The organism is Streptomyces sp. NPDC058375 (assembly GCF_042723425.1).
Classification (GTDB): Bacteria; Actinomycetota; Actinomycetes; order Streptomycetales; family Streptomycetaceae; genus Streptomyces; species Streptomyces durocortorensis.
In genome coordinates, this window is sequence record NZ_JBHXJG010000432.1 from 1 (window position 1) to 3222 (window position 3222).

2 protein-coding genes and 1 pseudogene are annotated in these 3222 nt (G+C 73.1%); all 3 read left to right on the forward strand.

The window, feature by feature from the left end; all coding sequences use genetic code 11:
- Window positions 1-879: pseudogene (locus ACFWM7_RS34620) on the forward strand (hypothetical protein); the annotation flags it as partial.
- Window positions 876-2021 carry a hypothetical protein gene (locus tag ACFWM7_RS34625; protein WP_383268570.1) on the forward strand — a complete coding sequence of 382 codons (1146 nt, stop codon included), beginning with the start codon at window positions 876-878 and terminating at the stop codon, window positions 2019-2021. The pseudogene ACFWM7_RS34620 and the gene ACFWM7_RS34625, both read left to right, overlap by 4 nt.
- Before the next feature lie 140 nt (window positions 2022-2161).
- Window positions 2162-3196 carry a glutamine synthetase gene (gene glnII, locus ACFWM7_RS34630; RefSeq protein WP_383268573.1) on the forward strand — a complete coding sequence of 345 codons (1035 nt, stop codon included), beginning with the start codon at window positions 2162-2164 and terminating at the stop codon, window positions 3194-3196.
- Window positions 3197-3222 lie beyond the last annotated feature (26 nt).

A 3222-nucleotide genomic window follows, 5' to 3' on the forward strand; every position in this document is an offset into this window, starting at 1 on the left:
CTGCCCCGGCTCGCGCTGTCCGTGCGGTCGCGCGGCTTCGCGCAGCGCGCGGCGCGCCGGGCCGAGCTGACCGGCGCTCTGCGCGCGGCGGCCCGGCGGGCGGCGGGCGCTCACGCGGGGAGCTGGGGGCGGGTGCACGCGGTGCTGGACGACAGCTTCTCCTCGTCCGGTTCGGGGCAGAAGCGGCGCCGGCCGCTCGCCGTGGCGCTGGCCTGCCACCACCTGCTGGAGGTGCTGGCCGCGCCGGGCGGGTACCGGGGGCTGTGGACCTCGGGGGCGGGCGACGCGCTGCTCGTACGTCCGTGGGGGCCGACCCCGCTGGGGATGCGGGTCCTGGACGCGCTGGAGCCGGGGGCCGGTGGGGCTGCTCCGGACCGGCTGGTGATCGTCTCGGACGGCTGGGACAACGCCCCGGCGGGGCTGGCGGGCGAGGTGCTGCGGGTGTGGCGGCGTCGGCTGGATCCCGCGCGGCGGACGGCGGTGGTGCACGTCAACCCCGTATACGACGCGGACGGTTTCGACGTGCGGCGGCTGGCGGCGGGGGTGGCGACGGCCGGGATCCGGGACGCGGAGGATCTGCCCGCGCTGGTGGAGATCGCCCGGTTCGCGGAGGGGCGCGCGGGGCCGGAGGAGTTGTACGCGTATCTGGACCGGCAGGTGGCCCGGTTCACCGGCGAGGGCGGCGAGGAGGGTGGTTCCGTGCCCGCGCCGTTGTCGGCACCGGTGACCGCCCGCTCCGCGCACGCGTCCGGGCTGGAGCCGGCCCCCGGCGACTCGCCCCGCGCCGGCGTTCGACGGGCAGGTGACCCAGCGGACCGGCCGGAGCCGACCCGCGCGAATCGGCCCGCGCACGCGTCCGACGAGGAGGTAACCCCGTGAACCGGCTGGAGCTGACCGGGCTCACCACCGGGCCCGCGCAGGTGTGGGGCGGGATCCGGCTCGTCCCGCTGCTCCGCGACGCGCCGGTGGAGGGGCTGCGGCTGCACCGCGAGGTGTACGAGGGCCTCGGCCCGGGGGTCGTCGAGCTCGGCCCCCGGGAGCGCTATCTCTCGTACATCCCGCACGGGCTGGTCGCCGACTGGTCGGGTGAGGAGGAGGACGGCCGGGGCCCGGGGACGGGCCGGCAGTCCGCCGCGTACGGCACCCAGTTCGGTGGGAGCGACGCGCCCCGGGCCATCCCCCTGCCGCCGATGCCGCACCATCGGATGGCCAAGCGGCGGCCCGGTGACCGGCTGCGGTTCCTGCCGCTGCACCTGGCACTGGAGGGGTATCTCGCGCTGCACTTCGGCGGTCCGTCGGTCGCCTGGGAGGAGTGGTCGCGCTCGGCCCTGCGCGACGGGCTCTCGCCGCGCGCGGAGGACGCGTACCTCGGGCTGTCGGTGCGCGGGCTCGGGGACGCGCTGCGGATCTTCGAGATCCATTCGGGCCAGTGCGGGGTGATGGTGTACGTCTCCGACGCGCTCGCCGCCGCGTTCGTCGTCCCGCACCCGGACGACTACCGCCTGCTGCACGCTTCGCTGGTGGAGGACCTCTACGGGGAGCTGGTGCACCAGTACGCGCTGTACGGGGCTCCGGTGGCGGAGACTCCGGTGCGGATCGGGGGCGCGGAGCACATCCGGGACCTCGGCGGGCTGCGGGCGGCCGCCCGGGCGCAGGAGCGGGCGTGGGCGCAGGCGCACGACACCCTGTTCGCGGGGGAGCTGCTGGACACCGCGTACGCCTTCGACCGGGTGTACCGGATGAAGTCCTTCACCCTGTGGCGCTTCCTGCCGCCGTTCGTCCGGGACTCGGGCGGGCAGCACATCGGGGAGACGATCACCGACCACAAGGGGCAGGTCGCCTACCTCAAGACGTTCCGGCTCTCGGATGCCCAGATCCGCCGGGGCCATCTGCTGCGGACCGTGGCCGGGGCCGGCTGGGAGCTGGACCGGGCGGCCGCCGCGCTGGGGTCGAGCCGGGAAGAGCTGGTGCGCCGGATGCGGGCGGCCGGGTTCTCGGCGCTGCTCAAGAGCGGTCTCTGAGCGTCGGCGAGGCTCCCGGGCCCCACGGAAAACCGCAGGAAACCTCGGTAACACGGGGTTCACATCCGGGCAACGGTCGGGAAATCGCGTCTTGCCAAGCTGCGCTGCATAGACCGCTGCACCCGCAAAGGATGGCGTCCGTGACGTTCAAGGCTGAGTACATCTGGATAGACGGCACCGAGCCGACCGCCAAGCTTCGCTCCAAGACGAAGATCATGGACGGCACGCCCTCGGGTGACGTGGCGGATCTGCCCATCTGGGGATTCGACGGTTCCAGCACCAACCAGGCCGAGGGCCACGCGTCCGACCGGGTGCTGAAGCCCGTCTTCACCTGTCCGGACCCGATCCGCGGCGGTGACGACGTCCTCGTCCTGTGCGAGGTCTTCAACATCGACATGACGCCGCACGAGTCCAACACCCGGGCCGCGCTGCGTCCGGTCGCCGAGCAGTTCGCGGGCCAGGCCCCGATCTTCGGCATCGAGCAGGAGTACACCTTCTTCGACGGTCACCGGCCGCTCGGCTTCCCCGAGGGCGGCTTCCCGGCCGCGCAGGGCGGCTACTACTGCGGGGTCGGCGCGGACGAGATCTTCGGCCGCGAGATCGTGGAGAAGCACCTCGACAACTGCCTGGCGGCGGGGCTCGGGATCTCCGGCATCAACGCCGAGGTCATGCCCGGCCAGTGGGAGTTCCAGGTGGGCCCGCTGTCCCCGCTGGAGGTCTCCGACCAGCTGTGGGTGGCCCGTTGGCTGCTCTACCGCACCGCCGAGGACTTCGACGTCTCCGCGACCCTGGACCCGAAGCCGGTCAAGGGTGACTGGAACGGCGCGGGCGCGCACACCAACTTCTCGACCAAGGCGATGCGCGAGGGCTACGACGCGATCATCACCGCCTGCGAGTCGCTGGGCGAGGGCTCCAAGCCGCTGGACCACGTGAAGAACTACGGCGCGGGCATCGACGACCGGCTCACCGGTCTGCACGAGACCGCCCCGTGGAACGAGTACAGCTACGGCGTCTCCAACCGCGGCGCCTCGGTCCGTATCCCGTGGCAGGTCGAGCAGGACCAGAAGGGCTACATCGAGGACCGCCGTCCCAACGCCAACGTCGACCCGTACGTCGTCACGCGGCTGATCGTCGACACCTGCTGCACCGCGCTGGAGAAGGCCGACCAGGTCTGATCCCGACACCGGTCCTGCGTGAGGGG